Source organism: Romboutsia sp. 1001713B170131_170501_G6 (genome assembly GCF_015668195.1).
Lineage (GTDB): Bacteria > Bacillota > Clostridia > Peptostreptococcales > Peptostreptococcaceae > Romboutsia_C.
Genome location: NZ_JADPFC010000001.1, coordinates 758,951 through 777,227, shown reverse-complemented (window position 1 = coordinate 777,227; position 18,277 = coordinate 758,951). Strand labels below are relative to the sequence as shown.

At 25.7% G+C, this 18,277-nt stretch carries 16 protein-coding genes and 1 pseudogene; 1 reads left to right on the top strand and 16 read right to left on the bottom strand.

Annotated elements, in window-relative coordinates:
• Positions 1-421: 421 nt before the first annotated feature.
• From I4U89_RS03860 to bioB, 12 genes are all read right to left on the bottom strand, one after another.
• Positions 422-1,189 carry an EFR1 family ferrodoxin gene (locus I4U89_RS03860; protein WP_195938502.1) on the bottom strand — a complete coding sequence of 256 codons (768 nt, stop codon included), beginning with the start codon at positions 1,187-1,189 and terminating at the stop codon, positions 422-424.
• A 41-nt stretch (positions 1,190-1,230) separates the two neighbouring features.
• Positions 1,231-1,914 carry a hypothetical protein gene (locus I4U89_RS03855; RefSeq protein ID WP_195938500.1) on the bottom strand — a complete coding sequence of 228 codons (684 nt, stop codon included), beginning with the start codon at positions 1,912-1,914 and terminating at the stop codon, positions 1,231-1,233.
• 141 nt (positions 1,915-2,055) lie between these two features.
• On the bottom strand, positions 2,056-3,708 hold the full coding sequence (locus I4U89_RS03850) for a M20/M25/M40 family metallo-hydrolase (RefSeq protein WP_195938498.1): 1,653 nt from the start codon (positions 3,706-3,708) through the stop codon (positions 2,056-2,058).
• Between the two features lie 94 nt (positions 3,709-3,802).
• Positions 3,803-5,149: an alanine/glycine:cation symporter family protein gene (locus tag I4U89_RS03845; RefSeq protein ID WP_195938496.1), complete on the bottom strand. Its 1,347-nt coding sequence runs from the start codon at positions 5,147-5,149 to the stop codon at positions 3,803-3,805.
• A gap of 166 nt (positions 5,150-5,315) precedes the next feature.
• Positions 5,316-6,575, bottom strand: a complete 1,260-nt coding sequence (locus tag I4U89_RS03840) for an MFS transporter (RefSeq protein ID WP_195938493.1) — start codon at positions 6,573-6,575, stop codon at positions 5,316-5,318.
• Between the two features lie 205 nt (positions 6,576-6,780).
• The gene (locus tag I4U89_RS03835) at positions 6,781-7,719 is read right to left on the bottom strand and encodes an adenosine deaminase (RefSeq protein ID WP_195938491.1); all 939 of its coding nucleotides are present in this window, start codon (positions 7,717-7,719) and stop codon (positions 6,781-6,783) included.
• A 55-nt stretch (positions 7,720-7,774) separates the two neighbouring features.
• On the bottom strand, positions 7,775-8,911 hold the full coding sequence (gene bioF, locus I4U89_RS03830) for an 8-amino-7-oxononanoate synthase (protein ID WP_195938489.1): 1,137 nt from the start codon (positions 8,909-8,911) through the stop codon (positions 7,775-7,777).
• A gap of 16 nt (positions 8,912-8,927) precedes the next feature.
• On the bottom strand, positions 8,928-9,719 hold the full coding sequence (locus I4U89_RS03825) for a 6-carboxyhexanoate--CoA ligase (RefSeq protein ID WP_195938487.1): 792 nt from the start codon (positions 9,717-9,719) through the stop codon (positions 8,928-8,930).
• A 140-nt stretch (positions 9,720-9,859) separates the two neighbouring features.
• Entirely contained in the window at positions 9,860-10,399 is a 540-nt protein-coding gene (locus I4U89_RS03820; protein WP_195938485.1) for a hypothetical protein, read from the bottom strand.
• A 1-nt stretch (position 10,400) separates the two neighbouring features.
• Positions 10,401-11,771 carry an adenosylmethionine--8-amino-7-oxononanoate transaminase gene (gene bioA / locus I4U89_RS03815; RefSeq protein ID WP_195938483.1) on the bottom strand — a complete coding sequence of 457 codons (1,371 nt, stop codon included), beginning with the start codon at positions 11,769-11,771 and terminating at the stop codon, positions 10,401-10,403.
• A 73-nt stretch (positions 11,772-11,844) separates the two neighbouring features.
• Complete coding sequence (gene bioD / locus I4U89_RS03810; RefSeq protein WP_195938481.1) at positions 11,845-12,540, bottom strand: dethiobiotin synthase; 696 nt, start codon at positions 12,538-12,540, stop codon at positions 11,845-11,847.
• Positions 12,541-12,562: 22 nt separating this feature from the next.
• A complete protein-coding gene (gene bioB, locus I4U89_RS03805) occupies positions 12,563-13,513 on the bottom strand; it encodes a biotin synthase BioB (protein WP_195938479.1) in 951 nt (316 codons plus the stop codon).
• 110 nt (positions 13,514-13,623) lie between these two features.
• Here bioB and I4U89_RS03800 point away from each other — a divergent pair.
• Positions 13,624-14,055 (top strand): annotated as a pseudogene (locus tag I4U89_RS03800) (tryptophan transporter); the annotation flags it as partial.
• Between the two features lie 312 nt (positions 14,056-14,367).
• Here the strand turns inward: I4U89_RS03800 and rocF are convergent.
• The 4 genes from rocF to I4U89_RS03780 form a co-directional block, all read right to left on the bottom strand.
• Complete coding sequence (gene rocF / locus I4U89_RS03795) at positions 14,368-15,276, bottom strand: arginase (protein ID WP_195938475.1); 909 nt, start codon at positions 15,274-15,276, stop codon at positions 14,368-14,370.
• 254 nt (positions 15,277-15,530) lie between these two features.
• Positions 15,531-16,481 carry an aminotransferase class IV gene (locus I4U89_RS03790; protein WP_195938473.1) on the bottom strand — a complete coding sequence of 317 codons (951 nt, stop codon included), beginning with the start codon at positions 16,479-16,481 and terminating at the stop codon, positions 15,531-15,533.
• Between the two features lie 153 nt (positions 16,482-16,634).
• A complete protein-coding gene (locus I4U89_RS03785; RefSeq protein WP_092926106.1) occupies positions 16,635-16,898 on the bottom strand; it encodes a Mor transcription activator family protein in 264 nt (87 codons plus the stop codon).
• Between the two features lie 410 nt (positions 16,899-17,308).
• Positions 17,309-17,980 (bottom strand): YkgJ family cysteine cluster protein, encoded by a 672-nt coding sequence (locus tag I4U89_RS03780; RefSeq protein ID WP_195938471.1) that lies wholly within the window; start codon positions 17,978-17,980, stop codon positions 17,309-17,311.
• Between the last annotated feature and the right edge of the window lie 297 nt (positions 17,981-18,277).

The window sequence follows — 18,277 nt, the reverse complement described above, 5'->3', positions numbered from 1 at the left end:
ACTTGCCTTTTTGAAGTTAACATATGTTTATACTACATTTTTCAATATATTTACCTTGTTTTCACACTAGTATTTTCAAATCATTTAAGCATTTAATTCATTAATTATCTTTAATATTTTTCACATTTTGATTTTTTTGAATAATTGATTAAATTTTATTCAAACGAAAGACTAATAAGAAGATTTTAAAAAAATAATTTTTCTTTTATTTTTATTATTATGATTACTGTATCCCTGCATTGACAAACTTTTAACTATAAATTTGCAATTGTTTTCTTCTTTAAAAATATAAAGTTCAATTTAAAATTACTCAATATTTTTATTATATATTAAACCAATGGCAATAATTAAAAGATTCAAAGTATAAGTACTATATACAAAAAGATATAGAAGCTTTTTACTAGCTTATATATCTTTTATTTTATATATATTGGTTTATGTTGTATTGTTTAAAGTTTTGTTTTTTGTATAAAATAGCATTAGTAGGACATTTATGTATACACTTTAAACATCCTATGCACTGATTTTTAAATGTTAATTGATTATTATTCATAGATATATTATTAGTAGGACAATTTTTCTCACATATATTGCATCCTATACACTTATCTTTATCTAAAGAAAATTTCTTTTTAGGAAATTTTTTAGTATACATTAAAAATATATCATAAACTATTTTACTGCTAAATACCTTTTTACTATAGTTTATAGTTTTTAAATCTTCTTCTAAAAACTTATTTACTATAGCCTCTACTTTTGGTTTTGAATTATCTATACTTTGTTTTATATCTTCTTCACTGTCTCTTTTAAAGAATGCTACATAGTAATTATTTGGCATAGAAATAGCTTCATCTACTAACACTTCAAATCCTTTTTCACTAACTACTTTACCAAGGTATTTTCTTCCTTGTTTGTCTTCTTTATCTGCGAGTGTTGAATATATTATACATTTTTTGTTTGTATCTTTTATATTTTTTATCCAGTCTATTAAAATATCAGGTATCATATCAGCATGTATTGGTCCACCAAATATATAAAAATCATACTCTCGATCTAATTTACTATACTTTTGTATATCTATAAGATCTATACTTATATTTCTCAACTCAAAATTTTCTTTAAATAACCTTGCTACGTACTCTGTATTTCCTGTTCCTGAAAAATAAATTACTGCCCCTTGTTTATACAAATAATCGCCTCCTTTTCATATCTCATATATAACACAAAGCTTTATTTTGACTCTTTTAGCATTATATTTTCTAAGTTTATTATCATATCAATATTAAGTCCTTTAGAATTTAATTTAATCTTTTCTAATTTTACATCTTTGAAGTTTTCTTTATGTACTATCACATTTCCTTCATTAAAATCTACTAATATACCTTTTTCTTTTGGAAACCAATCTTTTATAAAACTATTTAATCCCATATCTACTATAAAATTAGCTATCTTTAAATCAAGTAATTTTACTTCCTCTATATTTAATACTAAGTCTTTATCCTTATTTAAAGATGGTATAACTTTAACTTCTATTGGAGTTGTTATATTTTTCATTATTTCATAATTTACTCTTGCTTTTATATATCCATCCTCTATATTTATACTCAATTTATTTATTTTATTGTTTTTAGTTTTTTCTAGAAAATAATTAACCCCATTTAAAATAGCTTCTTTAGGCGCTATAAATTGCCCTTTTACACCTACTGGATTTTTTATTATCTCTACGTTATTTGCTTTAATTCCAGCTACTGCCTCTAAAAATTTTATACTATCTGTTTTGTTTGATACATTTTCTTCTTTTTTAGTAGGGGTTATAGTAACTTCTTTTTCTTCTTTCTTATTAAATATAAAAAAGCCACTTATGATTAAAACTACTACTATGCTACTCATTATAATTTTTTTTCTTTTGTCCATACCATGTGCTCCTCATTTTTTATTTGTCTATATTTAATATTTTACTACAATTTAAAATTATATAAACAAATTTATATTATATCTATACATCCATTTGTTTATATAAAAAGCTATCTTTAATAGATAGCTTTTTTGTTAATTTTATTTTATATTAAATATCTCATAAACTAGTTCTCTTATAAGTTTTGGAGCTACCTCATAAGAATAGTCTACTAATATTCTTTCAGTAAACTTATGAGGGTCTCTTCCATGAGGTCCATAGTTTATAACAGGAAGATTTAATTTTTTAATATCTTCTAGCGGTAACTTATAATTATATCCAAGAGAAGGCATATTAGGTTTTAAGAAGTCTATAACATCATCTGCATCTTGTAGTGCAAAATAACTTAAATCAGATAATCCTTGGAAGTATTTTTGTTTTTTAATCTCTACATTATATTCTTTCTTACCTTTTTCTATTATTTTATCAGCTACTTTAATAAGTTTTTTATCAAACTCTCTGCTTTCGTCAAGTCCTACGTGTGGATAATATGGTGGTGCAAAAAATATTATTATCATAGGGTTTCTATCTTTTGAAAATTTATGAACTTCTTTAACAATATTTGCACTAACATCTCTCTCATCTAAAGTTTTGTCTTCTATCCATGTATTTATCATTTTATCTAAATGATTTTTGAAGTCTTTACCATTATCTTTTATCACTTGGCTATAAAATTCATCAAAAGTAAGAACTTTAACATCTAAATCCATATCCTTTACTGGTAGATTACTTTTATTTTTGTATATTTCTTGATATTTCTTAACCTTATTATAAGCTTCATTTATAGACTCTTTGCACACTGCTTTAAATTTGTCTATAGCTTCCTTAGGGTTCATTTTAAATGTTTGTAGATTATAATATATTATAGAAGATATTGGAGTTTGAACATTGTATAAATCCTTAGTATCTTTATATTTTAGACAAGTTGGAGGCATAGTAACTTCACCATTTACTTCTTCACAAAAATCTGTATTAACATCTAATCTACTTATAAGTTCACTAGCTATTAAGTTGGCGTTTATTCCAGATAAGCTTTCTCCAACATGAGTTTCTTTTCCTACTACATAAAAACCTGGAAGTAGTTTACCACAAGTTCCTAGATATATGTATTTATTATCGTCACCTGGATAAGATGCAAAATCTGGTTCACAGTTAAGTACTGTTATAGCTTCTAAGTTTTCTTTTTCTAATAGTTTATTAGCAAAAGGAATGGCACTTATTGCACCTTCTGAGTTTGTTTCTTCATCTGGTACAGCAAGTAACATTATGTTTCCTTCAAAGTCCTCTAATTTACTAAAATACTCTATTAAAGACATTTGTATAGAAAGACCTGTTTTCATATCCATTATCCCTCTACCAAATAACCAATCTCCAGATAATAAATCTTTTTTAGAATCTTCATCTAGATTATCTATATTATCTCTTAGTCTTTTAGTATATTCGTATGGTTTTAATATGTATTCCTTTAAGCTCCCTGCATCTTCTATACCTACAGTATCCATATGTGCTACTGTAAGTATTGTTTTTTTAGTTGGCTTTTTAGATTTCATAAGTGCACATACAAAACATCTGTTCAAACTATCATTTAAAGGTAGCAAATGTAAATGGCTTGGATTTTCTTTATAATAATCTAATTGTGATAATTTCTTATATACCAATTTTGCCATTTGTTCTTCGTTATTAGTTCCTGATACACTATTTTGACCTACTAACTCAATAGCTAAGTTTTTAAGTTCTTCACTGTTTAACCACATAAAATTTTCCCCCTAATTTTATATATAAAAATTATATAAATTCCTTTAAAGATAAATCAGTCAAGAGTATTTAATCTAAACTTATTTATAATAACTATTTATTCATTAACTCTTTATTGTTAAAAAAGCTATCAGACTCTTTTTTAACTTCTTTTCTAAGTAGTAGTACTCCTATCATATTAGTAACTATTACTCCAGCTAAAGTAAAGTCTAATAATACAATTACACTTCTTAAATCTACTAAAGCACCTACCATTATAAATGCCAAGTAAACTATTCTCATAACCTTAGCAAACTTACTTCCAAATAAATATTCAGCTTGTTTTTCTCCATAAAAAATTATTACTATCATAGTTGAAAATACAAATAAAAGCATACAAATAGTTAACATTCCTCCACCAAAACTACTTCCAAATACAGTTTGCATTGCCATAGCTGGCATAGCTGCTGCCTTATCCGCACCCACTTTTGTCCATATATCTGTTGTTAATACTAAAAATCCTGACATAGTACATATTATTAATGTAGCTACTATTATTTCAAATACTCCCCATAAACCTTGTCTTGCAGGATGATCAGTTATTGCTGCACTATGTGCTATTGTAGATGTACCCATACCAGCTTCATTTGAATAAGCTCCTCTTGCTGCTCCTGCTTTTATGGTAGATGCTACTGCTGAACCCGCGAATCCACCAAAGGCTGCTACAGGTGTAAAAGCACTCTCTATTATTAGCATAAATGCTCTAGGTATTTCAGTAAAATTAAGACCAATAACTATTAAGGCCATAACTATGTATAGACATGCCATTATAGGAACTAACTTTTCTGTTATCTTTCCTATTCTTTTTATACCACCATATACTACAAAACCTACAAATGCCACTAATAATATTCCAGATACAATAGGTGCTATATTTATAGTTTCTGCACTTTGAACAAAAGATGCTGATTGCGTTGCTATTGAAGGAGCTATTTCTATCATTAGGAAAAATGCAAATAAACTACCAAGCCAAGGTAATTTTAATCCATCTCTTATATAATACATTGGTCCACCTACATACTCTCCTTCTTCATTTTTCACTCTATACTTTATACCAAGTATTATTTCTGAGTACTTAAGGGCGCATCCAAATAATGCTATAAGCCACATCCAAAAAATAGCTCCAGGTCCCCCAGTAGCCACTGCAAGTGGAACTCCTATTATATTTGATGCTCCTATAGTAGATGCAAGCGCTGAAGTCGCTGCTTGAAATGGGCTTATAGTCCCATCTCCATCAGTTTTGGCAAACATTTTCCCAAAAGTTTGTTTTAGTATAAATGGTAACTTAGTAAATTGAAAAAACCTGAGTGTGAAAGTCATTACTATGCCACCACCTACTAATATAATTAAAACAGGATATGTCCATAGCCAATTAGTAAAACTTTCAAATAATTCAAACATTATACCAACTCCATAGTTTTATTAAATAGAGAAGTTTCTATTTATTAAACAATATTCCTACGCTATCTAATAAATGTATAAAGTTTTTATTTTTAATATAATAAAAAACACCAATGTATGAAAATTTATTACTACCTATACACTAGTGTTTTTATTTAATTAAATATTAACCTACCTTTATAGCCAAAGATTTTTTGTCTTCTTTAATACCTATATTAGCAGATATTAAAGCTATGATATTCATGACTATAAATATCACAAATCCTAATTTATACCCAAGCACTGCATTACTAGCATTCATATCTATAGTAAAAGCTATAAATAAATTTATTATACCGCTACCTATAAATTCACAAGTATTTACAACACTAGTAGATAATCCTGAGTATTTTTCTTCATTTTTATATTGAACATCATTAAATGCTTGTATATGACTCATATTTATAGTTCCCACTATAAAAAATAATATCGGAAGAGTGAAAATAGGTGGCTTGACATTACTTATAAGTATTATATAAGACCATATGAATATATTTATTATGTTGCCAAATTTTATAACATTAAATTTATTAGTTTTTATTCTAGCAAATACATAATCCATAAATAAAGCACCAAATACAAGACCATAAGTCAAAAATGATGCAATAAAAGCTGCTATACTCTTTTTAACTTCATAAACATCTGTAATATACGATACTATCCACAAACTACTAAACGCGGTAGTTATACCAACCATAGAAAACATAATTAAAGAATTATACCAAGTCGCTTTATTTCTAAATACAGACTTTAATCCTTTAAGTAAATTTACTTTTTCTTCTTTTATAACTTCTATATCAACTTTAAATCCATATTCTTTTGGGGTATCTCTAACTACTAAATATATTACTACTCCACATAAAACTCCTATAATACCTATTAATATAAAAGAATTTCTCCAACCTATAATATCATTTAGAAATACTAATGGAAATGTTGCAAATACACCACCTAAGCACCCTATAAAAGAAAACTTAGCTGTAGCTGATGTAAACTCTTCTTTTTTAAACCAACTTCCTTGAAACTTTAACACAGAAAGTAAAGTTACAGATACTCCCGCACCTATCATTACTCTAGATAGATAGGCTACTTTTATCCCTTCTATAAATCCAAACAATATAGAACCAATTCCACCTATAAGCATACCTATACTACATACTTTTCTAGGTCCAAATCTATCAAGAAGTATCCCCCCTGGTATTTGCATAAGTGCATATGCATATAAAGTAAATGATGCAATATTAGATATTTCTATATTACTAAATCCTAATTCTAAGGATAAATTATCAGATATAACTGCCGTAGATAACCTTAGAAAATAAGCTATTACAAAAGAAAATGTAAGTACAGACCATATACCCCATTTAGTTTTATTATAGTTTTTCATCTTACTCCCCTATCCTTTTACTATTTTTAATTATTTTACCTTACTATTTCAGTATACAAATATTTCACTTGTTAATAAACTATAATTTTTATAAAAGACTTTTTATTTTGCTAAAATGTAATTTTAATTATGCTTTTTTATTAAAACTACCTTTATAATAAATGTACTCTAAATATTTATAAAAAAAATGCCATATAAATGGCATTTATCTTAAAGAATTTATTCTTATTTTATCAAGTTCATCTTCATTAAATATATGATTATTATAAAGCATTAAATACTCTTCACTTACAGTAGAATCAAATACTATCAAGTCATCAGTGTTTATACTTATATTTATACCTTTATCATATATTTTCCTAACTGGATGTTTTTTTATATCATCTACTGCTCCTAGATATACATTACTAGTAGGACATATATTTAATCTTATATTTCTTTCTTTTATCATATCTAGTACATAATCACTTTCAACTGCTCTAAATCCATGTTGAAGTTCATCTATATTAAGAATTTCTATAGCTTCTCTAACATTTTCTGCACCTAAAAATTCCCCTGTATGCGCTTTTAATTTTAGTCCATTTTTCTTAGCATAATCATAGTATGTTTTATATCTATCAAATCCAACTATTTCTTCATCTCCATATAAATCTATAGACTTAAACACTTTACTATCTATAATTTTAGGTATTAAATTTTCAAGATTTTCATCACTTATACTTTTTGCGATTCCTATTTCTGGCCTAAAATCTATTTTATCTTTATACTTATCAACTAAGCTTCCTATACAATCAAAAAAATCTTTATCATTTTCAAATCTTAATATATCATGACAGTCTACACTAGCTTCAAGTATTACTATATTATCATCTATAGCATCTTTAATAGTTGCTTCTATTGTCCATAGGAAATCTTCTTTAGTTTTTATATGATTCATATATTCATTAAATATAAAATCATCTAATCCTTTTATTCCCTTCATATCTTTAGAAGGTCTTTTTATTTTGCCTTTTGTATAACTATGTATATTATCAAATTTCATACCTAAGCCACAATGATTATGAAGTTCTGCTTTTTTTATTGTCTTTAATCCTTTTAAATCATTTTCTTTTAGGTATCTCTTAAAGTTTTGGCTATTTGTCATATTTTCCTCCTTAGGCGTTTTAATCCATTATAACATATCATAGTTATTTTTCTTACTATATTAATTTTTTAATACTTTTTACTACTAAATCTATATCACAAAAATCATGAGTTGCCATTAGTGTAACTCTAAGTATAGCTTCTCCTTTTTTTACTGTTGGATATCTTATTGCTGGTATATGTATACCTTCTTTTAGTAAACTTTCACTTATTTTTATTGCCTTTTTTTCATCTCCTATTAATATAGGTATAATTGGTGTTTCTCTATCAATATCAAATCCAATATTTTTAAGAACTTTACATAGATACTCTACATTTTCTTTTAGCTTTTTAACTAAGTATGGATTATTTTCAATAATTTCAAAACTTTTAATTGATGCTCCTATAACTGCTGGAGAAAGTGCTGTTGAGAATATAAAGCTTCTTGATTTATTTCTTAAATAATCGATAATATCATTACTAGCACATACAAATCCACCTTCACTTCCTATTGCCTTAGAAAGTGTTCCTATTGTTATGTCTGGTTTTATATTAAAATACTCACTACTTCCTCTTCCAGTTTTACCGATTACTCCTGTAGCATGTGCATCATCTACTATAGATATAAGGTTATGTTTTTTAGCTATTTTAACTATTTCATCTAATTTACATATATCTCCATCCATACTAAATACACTATCAGTAACTATTATTCCATGCTTTGGATTTATTTCATTTATCTTATTAGTTAAATCTTTAATATCATTATGCTTATATACTATAGTTTTTCCTTTTGATAATCTACACCCATCTATTATAGATGCATGGTTTAATTCATCACTAAATATATAATAATCTTCATCGCATATAGCTGAGATTACCCCTATATTTGCCATATACCCAGTATTAAATATTATAGCATCTTCATACCCTTTAAACTTCGCTATTTTTTCTTCTAGTTTTTTGTGTAAATCATAGCTACCTGTAGTTAATCTTGAACCTCCAGAACCTAATCCATATTTGTTAATAGATTCTATTGCACTTTTTTTAACTCCTTCATTATTACAAAGGCCAAGATAATTATTAGAAGACATTAAAAGTGCTTTTTTCTTATTTATAGTTGTATATTTATCTTGTGGTTTATTTAAATATTTTATCTTTCTATAAAGATTATTCTCTTTTATTTGTTGTAGTTTTGCTTTTATATTATCCATTATATCTCCTTATTTATTATTTAAATATGATTTTGTCTTTAATTATAACTTTAGTATTTTCAAGATATTTTATAGTGTCTTCAAGTGTATACCTAGAGTCTATAGTAGGATCATATAAAAATATTCTTCCTCCTCTATCCTCACCTATATCTTTCATATGTTTAACTCTTATATATCCAAATTCTTTACTTGCTATATATCCTGTTGTATAATTTTTATCATCAGAACAACATATTTCACCTATTATATTAGGAGCATTACATACCTTAGATGATAGGCATAATGCTTCTATAAAATGTGTATTTTGAAGTAGTTTTTCATTTTTGTTTAAGTTATCAGTGCATTCATATTGTTTATCTAACCTATCTACTTTTGAATCTTCAAAATCCATATAAGTGGCCCTTATTCCTCTTAACTTATCTTTTTCTAGTCTTTTAATATTATTAACATCAAGAAGTACTGCACCTCTCATATTTTTTATACTTTTAAATAAGTCTATAATGTATATAGCATTTTTACTATTTATATTTAATTTTAATAAACTATTATATAAAAACTCATAGCTTTCTTTTTTATTTTTAGTATTTAAAGTTGTAACATAAAGTGGATCTATATATTTTATTTCTTCTTTATTAATCTCTTCTATTTTTATATTAATAGAATCACTTTTTCCTTTTGAGTGTGTTAATGCTCTTTTTATTAAAACACTAACTGCATTTTGTAAATCTTTTTCACTTACTATACTTTCAGCTCCAGATATATGATTATGCTCTTTTGCTCCTCTCATCTTTATACTATATAAATTCATTTGTTATCATCCTTTATCTAATTTTAGAATTATAATTAAAATGCTATATTCAGATAAAATATCACTTCTGAATATAGCATTTTATATTTTAAAACTATTTTAGTTTATGCTTTAATAATCTATAATTTATTTTTATAGATTTATACTAGCTCTTCTTTAATATTTACTACTGCATTTTCTTTTTTATCATACTTTTTTATAAATGACTTATAAGGTGTTACTTTTACTATTTTTTCTATTGTTTTATATACAAAATATGAAGACAATAATGTGTAAATCATACCAGGTAATGCTGATAAAAGTAATGCTTTAAATGGCGTACCTGTAATACTTGCCATTACTACTCTACCTACTGCTGTACCTACTATACCAGCTGTTGATACTACTATTATATTACTACCTAAAATACCTATTAGTGAGCCTGCTACTACTCTAAATGTCATAGCTACTATTACATTTAAAATTGTATGAGTCCCCATAATAAGGTTTATCATGCTAGCTATTATTCCTGCACTTATATATCTTTTAAATCCAAAAGTAGAACATATACCTATAGCAATTGGTGCTGACATTTGAAATTCTGTTCCTGGTATAAGTCCTGGTAATTTAAATGTTCCTGATATTGATATTATTACTGATAATAATGCTACTAGTGTTATCTCTCTAGTTTTATTATTCATATTACATCTCCTTATCAATAACTGGATTTTCCTTAAAGTATTTTATTATACTATCTCTAGCTACTTCTACCATAAAGTCTATTTCTTCTTTGCTTATAACATATGGTGGCATAAAGTATATTATATTTCCTAAAGCTCTAAGTAAAACTCCCTTTTCTAAGGCATTTTGATATATGTTGTATCCTACTCTTTTTTCACTTTCAAATGGTTCTTTAGTATCTTTATTTTTAACTAATTCTATAGCACCTATCATACCTATTTGTCTGTACTCACCAACATATGGTATATCTTTTAATACACTTTCTACCTTTTTTCTTAAATAATTACTTTTATCTTTATTTTTATCTAATACATTCTCTTCTTCAAATATTTTTAAAGTCTCAACTGCTACACTACATCCTAGTGCATTTCCTGAATAACTATGACTGTGTAAAAATGCCTTCATTGTATTGTATTCATCATAAAAAGCATCATATATTTTATTACCCATTAAAACTAATGATAATGGCATATACCCTGCCGTAAGTCCTTTTGATAAACACATTATATCTGGTGAAATATCACTATGCTCACAAGCAAACATTTTACCAGTACGCCCAAAACCTACTGCTATTTCATCAGCCATTAGATTTATCTCATACTTATCACATAATTTTCTTAAGTGAACTAAATACTTAGGCGAATATATTTTCATACCTGCTGCACATTGAACTATGGGTTCTACTATTATTGCACTTACTTCTTCATGAATTTTTTTTATAGTATTTTCCATATTTATAAAACACTCTGCATTACAAGTGTCTCTATTTTTATCAAACTTACATCTAAAGCAATCTGGTCCTTCTACTTTTATAGTATCAAGTAACATTGGTTTATATATTTTACTGTATAAATCCATATCAGAAACTGCTAAAGCACCTGTTGTTTCTCCATGATAAGCATCACTAATTTTTACAAACTTTGTTTTTTTACACTTTCCTATCTGTTGATGATATTGAAAGCTTAGCTTTAAAGCTATCTCTATAGCTGAAGATCCATTATCTCCAAAAAATACTTTATCTAATCTATCTGGAGTTATACTTATAATTTTTTCACATAGATTTATGGCTGGCTTATGGCTAAAATTTGCAAATATAGTATGTTCTAACGTATTTGCTTGATTGTATAAGGCCTTATTTATTCTTTCGTTTGAGTGTCCAAATAAATTTACCCACCAAGATGAAACTGCATCTAAATATTTTTTCCCATTAACATCTTCTAAAAATGCTCCTTTACCTTTTTCTATTACTATAGGCTTAAAGGTTTCATAGTCCTTCATCTGAGAGCAAGGATGCCATATATATTTTAAGTCTTTTTCTTGAAGTTTTTTCATACTTATAATCTCCTCCCTTAACTTAATAAAAATATATTTTTAAATTTCTAATTATTATTTTAAATATAATTATCTACTCAAATAGTGAGATTATATTGTCTAAATCAAGTTTATCGTATTCTTTTTTTATATTTTCTTTTGTAAAGTTATCAATTTTATTTAATATACCTACTACATCAAGTTTTGTTATTTCCCTTATCATTTTTATATTATCGTCTTCATAAAACTTTTTTTTGTAGTTGTTTATAAATATTCCTCTACATTTTATATTCTTAGACTTTAAAAACTCATAGGTTAATACACTATGATTTATAGTTCCAACAGATGCACTTGCTACTATTACTACATCCATATTTAAGTCTTTTATAAGGTCATATAAAAAATAATCATTAGTTATTGGAACAACTATACCTCCAGCACCTTCAGCTACAACATAATCATATATTTTTAAAAGTTTGTTATAATGATTTATTATATTTTCTTTATTTATATATACATTTTCTATATTACACGCTAAATGAGGTGATACCTCTGTTTTTAAACAGTAAGTATTCATAGTATTATAATCTATATCTAAATCACAAATATCTCTTATATATTTAATATCTGGCGGTATTATTTTTATATTTTCTTCTATACCTCCACTTTGTATTGGCTTATATGGTATTACATTTTTATTATGTTTTTTTAATTTATAAGTTATAGCTCCACTTACAAAAGTCTTTCCTATGTCTGTGTTAGTTCCTATTACAAATATACCTTTTCCCATATTTATCATCCAATCTTTTAAATTATCTAATTTCAAATCCTAATTTTTCTATCATTTTTATATCGTCAGCTATGCTATTTCCGCAAGTTGTCAATAAATCACCACTTATAGTAGCATTAGCACCACATTTAAAAGCTAATTCTCCATAGTTTGTTAGTAAATTTCTACCACCTGCTAATCTTATTTGAGCACTTGGGTTTATAAATCTATATATGGCTACCATCTTTAAAAATTCTTCTTCCTTAATAGATTTACTATCTATTTTTGTTCCTTTTATATAATCTAGTGCATTAAGTGGTATCGACTTTATCCCTAAATCTCTAATCTCAAAAGCCATATCAATTCTATCTATTTCACTTTCTCCAAGACCAAATATACCTCCACTACAAACTTCTAGTCCTACACTTTGTGCGTCTTTTATAGTTTTTATTTTTTCATCATAAGTGTGTGTTGTGCATATATTATCAAAGTAATTTCTTGATGTTTCTAAATTATTATGATATCTTTTGACACCAGCTTTTTTAAGTTTTCTTAAATCTTCTTTACTAAGTAAACCATGTGATGCGCATGTTTTTATGTCTACATATTTGTTTATAGACTTATAAGAGTTTACTATTTTATCTATTTCTATATTGCTTAATTTTTTTCCTGATGTTACTATTGAATATCTTTTTATCCCTCTATCTTTGTGATATTTTGCATCTTCTACAAAATAGTCTGTATCTTTTAGTGGGTAAACTTCTATATCTGTAGTATGATAAGATGACTGTGCACAGAACTTACAGTCTTCACTACATCTTCCACTTTTACCATTAACTATTGAGCAAATGTCAAATTCATTTTGTAAAAAATACTCTCTTATTTCATTTGCAAACTTTCCTAAACTTTCAAAGTCATAGTCTAATAGTTTTATTGCTTCTTTTCTATTTATTAAATATCCATTTTTTATTTTATTTGTCATTTCATATAACATTTTGTATTCTCCTTTTATTACCTGGTACTAATTATATAGTAGTTTATTTTTTCATTTACGTCAACCTATTTTTTGTTTTAGGTTTACCTATGTAATCTAATTTTACACTTGCTATGTTATTTATAGTAATGATGCTTAATAAAGATGATTATAAAACTTGTGTAATATCTGCAATTGTCACTGGAATATTTACAGCTTTAACTACAAAGTTTCCAGGTGGTCAAATACCAAATTTATTAGATAAAGTTATAACTGCTAATTTTATATATTTACTAATGTTTATGTTTTATAAAATAAAGCTTTTAGATAAATTTCTTAAAAGTAAAAAAGAAAGTGTATTAGCTATGATTATACTACCTTTTGGTACTTTAGTTAGTGGTACCATATTTTTAATATTTGCTAAAGCTATCGTAGGACTTCCTGCTCCATTTTTACCTTTATTTTTAACAATAGTACTACCTACTTGTATTATAAACTTATTTGTGGGTATATTTTTATATAATATTGTCAATTTATCTTTAAAAAGAAGTTTTAGATCTTAAAATAAACAATAAATAAAGCTACCTATAATTTAGCTAATATTAGGTAGCTTTATTTATTATTTATACACTTATTTATCTTTTTTATCTAATTCTTCTCTTAACTTCTCCTCTGTCAAAACATAAGCATTTGCAATTATCTTATTGCAGAACCTGCAATTATATTTTGCTCCTCCTCAACAAGTTTTTACTTGTAGTCTGTTTTTACAGTAAGGACAATAATATGCTTTTGTCATATCTTCACCCCTTACTATACTATTGCATCTATCTACAAATCGTTCTTATTTATAACTTATATATCTGTAATTATTTTATTTATTTTAACTTTTTAATTAAGTTAGATGTATATTCTAATAAGTTCGTACATATATTAAGAGTTTCATTGTTTTCATCTAAAATCGGATTAAATTCTACAAAATCCATAGATTTAACAAGTCCACTATTTATAAGTTCTTTTAATATAAGTTTTGTATCCTCTATGCTATATCCATCACTAACTCTTGTTCCTGTTCCTTTAACTATATCTTTATCCATAAAATCTATATCTAAACTTATATGAATTGCATCTACATTTTGTTTTTTACATTTTTCAATTATTTCATGTATTATCTTTTCAATTCCTAACTTATTAATTCTATTTTTGTCATACATACTAACTTTAGTATTATCTAATAATTTTCTTTCCTCTATATCTATATCTCTTCCACCTATATGAAATACATTCTCTTCATGTAGTTTAGTTTTATGCCTATATAAGTTTACTAATCTTTCATCTCCATAACCACATAAAAAAGCTAAAGGCATACCATGAGAATTTTTACTTTCTGATATTACTTCTGTGTTAAAGTCTCCATGTGCATCTATCCAAACTACACCTAAATTTTTAAAGTATGAACTTGCACCTGATATACTTCCTAATGCTATACTATGATCCCCACCTATTATAATTGGAAAATCTTTATTATTTAAAGATGTATATACCATGTGTGCTAAATTTAGATTAACATTATATATGCTATTATAGTACTTTATATTTTTATCGCTTAAAAACTTATCTTCCTCTCTAATATCTTCTACATAGATATCTCCCATATCATATATACTTAGTTTATTTTTTTTCATTATGTTTACTATATTAGCTTCTCTAAGCTTTTTAGGCCCGTATTGAGCTCCATTTCTGTCACATCCATGATTTGTAGGTACACCTATTAAATTTACATTCATAAAAAATCCCCCTTGTAGAAATTACTTATTATAGTTAAAAATCTACCTTTACTAGTAATTATTTTATGATGCATTTTTTAAGTTATTCTTAAGCTATTTTTATTAATTACTATTTAGCTTGTCCTTTTATCTTCTTATTTTTTAATAATAATCTAAATCCATCCATGTTATATAAAAATAGAGAGCTAGTTTTTAGCTCCCTATTTTTATATTATAATATTTATAAACTACATCAAAGTTTAATAGTATTCTAATTAAACTTTAATGACCCAATCTTTTGGTCCTTGTATATCTTTATATTGTATTCCTCTTAATATATCATAAAGTTCATTAGTAATAGGTCCAATCTTATTCTTTTGCACTATATACTCTTTATCTTCATATATAATACTTTTTATAGGCTTTATCATGTATTTAGTAGAACAAGTTCCAATTTCACAAAAGTTATCTATTTCTTCTAAATATATATCTCTTTCTTCTACCTTCATATTTAAATAGCTTTTAGCAATATACATAAGGGAATTTTTTATTATACTAGGTAGTCCTGATGAAGATTTTAAACTTATAAACACATCATTTTTAGTTATAACAAAAAGATTTGTATTATTTATGTCTTCAAGTTTGTTATTTTTATTTATATATATAAGTTCTTTATCTTTTAAGCTTTTAGTACTATTACTAACTTCATCTATTCTTTTCCTATCTTTGGTTATTATAATATTTGAAAGATTCATAGGTGTAGGTCCTACTGGCGTTACATATATAGAAAATATGTATTCTTTTGGTATTTTAAGGTTTGATTGGTTTGATATTTCACTTATAAATGGTCTTATATATAAGCTAGCTTTACTATCATATGGTGGTACGAATCTTTCATTAGCTCTCACTACATCTTTTAATGCTTTTATAAACTTTTCTTTTGGTATATTTGGCATTAATAGCTTTTCACAATTTCTATTTAATCTCACTATATTTTCATAAGGTCTAAATAAGTATATATCTCCTTCTTTACTTCTATATGCTTTTAGTCCTTCGAAATACTGTTTTATATAATCTATATCTAATTTTTTTTCATCTATACTTAGTCTATTTTGTTTTACTTTACCTTCATCCCAATCATTAGCTATATATCTAGATATATAACTATAATCTGTTTCTCTATATTTAAATCCTAGGTTTTTCCAGTCTAAATCAGCATACTCCATAGATTATCCCCCCTAGTTTTATATTTAATTATATATATGTTATTATTTTATTTTTAATACAAAACATATAAATTATAATCTATATATTCCTACCAGGAAATTTTTATATTTTAAGTTTACAAGTAAAGAGGAACGAAACGTTCCTCTTTGTATTTAATATGTTATATTTGAATTGATGATGTTTCTAACTTGTACTTCACTTATACCAAACTTTCTCGATAGCTCTTTATAATTACCATTAAAAGATTTTCTAATTATCTTATTTCTAATAGGTTTTAATACACTATTTTCACTAGGTATATAAACACTACTTCCACCAGCTAATTTTATAAGTTCCTTAACATTATCAAGTCCTATTACTTCTTCAATATCAATTAAAGACTCTGGTAAATCTTCTTTAGTTAAATACTTAAGCATAATATTCCTCCATATAATAAATATAGATTGTAATACTTATAATTATTTTACCACCTATATATACCTATATAAACGTTATTTATTCTGCTTATTTCAACATAATATTTATTTTAATCATATTCTCTATGCTTCACTATTATATTCAATTAGGTCTAGCTATATATTAATATACGTTCTATAATCATTTTAGGAAAATCAAAAGATGAAAAATTATCTTTCAATAATAATTAAAAGTATTTTTAAAAAATGAAGCTCCTAACTAACGCTAAAAGCTTGATTTTTTATTTTATTATAGGACTATATTTTAAATTATTCAATTATTCAATACTTAGTCTTATTTTTAAAACTATAATATTAACATCTAATAGTGACTTTGCTATTTATATTGATTTATTTTTTCTATACTCTTTTTAAATAACACCTAATCTATTTTTTATATTAGGTAAATTTTTTGTAAATACAAAGTAAAAATTCTCTCCTTCATCTATCTTAATACGATAAAATTCATCTAGTAAAATTTCATTTATTTCTTTTATTTCACTCTCATCTCTTACAAACTTTAAACGGAAAGTTAATGCTTTAATAAATTTATGCCACTCTAAAATAAACTTCTTATTTTCATCATAGTTTTCAATTCCTACCCACGTTTTAACCTTAACATCTTTTAAATTTTCTTTAGGGCAATTTCCTACCTGTAAAAAGTACTTAAAATCATCATCTTTGTACACTCTTCCAAGAGGGAATAAACGACAAATATTTGGTCGTTTAGCATGAATGCTGCATCTATCTTCTTCGTTTAAAAAGCTACATCTTTTCTTATTATCATCTTGCATATTTAAATATGGTAATAAAATTTTGTTGTTTTCGCGTAATTTAATTTGATTTCCTAGTAATTCATCAAATCCTACACCTAAATAATTTACCATTTCATATATATCAAAAGGTGTAAGCACCACTAGTTCTCCAACATCACAACAACAATCACTACACCCATCACAGCCACATGTATCTGCCTTTACTGTGTCTTCAATGTCATATAATTTTCCATCTGATATTTCTTCTAGTATGTTTATACGTTTCATATATTTCTCATCCTCATTTATTATTTAGATTTTATTAAATGCCAAATAAGATATTACCATACTAAAAATATTCTTACAACTTATCCAAACAAAACCTATTTGAATATAAAAACTTTTATCTTTTAAACACAATTATATGTTATTTAAATTTACTACATATCAACTACAATTTTTATTTATATACTACTTTAATTAACTTATACTTCATATTTTAGTCTATTTAACCAAGATTTAACTATAATATTTTAATCCTTTAACTTATTTTATAAATTTATTTTTTATAAATAAAAACCCTAC